Here is a 644-nt window from a genome sequence, read left to right as displayed (position 1 = left end):
CTTCATGGCAGCATCGGTCCGCCGTAGGCGTTGGCACGCTTTCCGCGGCCCCGTAGGTCTCGGCTCCGTCCCTCAAAACAGGCAAGCCTGCTCTCGCTTCGGGCCGTACGGGCCTCAGGAAATCCGCCTTTCACTTCGCCTTTCGGCTTGATGATCGGTAGCCGCCTGAGATGGGTTTAACGTACGCCGGGTAAGGGTCCTGGGGAATGGCCGGAGGCCTGTGGATAACGGGATTATCGGGGATCAAGCTGGGATAACGAAATTTTCCTGTCCGCCACGATGGGCCTCATCGGCGGACATTCGGCCTTGCCCTGCCGCCCGGTGCGGTCTTCAATGCCGGCAAAGGATCGGACCTGCATGTCCGGCGCCGGGGAGGGCGGGTATTTGAAAGTTGGAGTGGTTCTCAACCCGATTGCCGGTGGGGGCCGGCTGAAACGGCATTGGCCTGATGTCGCCGTGTCGCTGAAAAAGCATTTCGGCGAATTCGAACTGCGCGAGACGCAAGCGGAAGGCGACGCCGAAAGGCTGGCAATCGATCTCGCGATGATTGGCTTCGACCTGGTGATCGCGGCCGGCGGCGACGGCACCGCCAGCGAAGTGGCCGACGGGCTGCTGCAAGCGGCCAGGGAAAGCGGCCGGACCAC

Annotated in this window: 1 protein-coding gene; it reads left to right on the top strand. The window is 63.2% G+C overall.

Features of this window, described 5'->3' with window-relative positions:
* Positions 1-357 precede the first annotated feature (357 nt).
* A partial coding sequence (locus tag EN984_RS36825; protein WP_281057396.1) for a diacylglycerol kinase family protein occupies positions 358-644 on the top strand: 287 nt, incomplete at its 3' end.

This window comes from Mesorhizobium sp. M7A.F.Ca.CA.004.12.1.1 (assembly GCF_003997835.1).
GTDB lineage: Bacteria > Pseudomonadota > Alphaproteobacteria > Rhizobiales > Rhizobiaceae > Mesorhizobium.
Note: the sequence above shows the minus strand (reverse complement) of the source record. Positions and strands in the feature narration are given on the sequence as shown.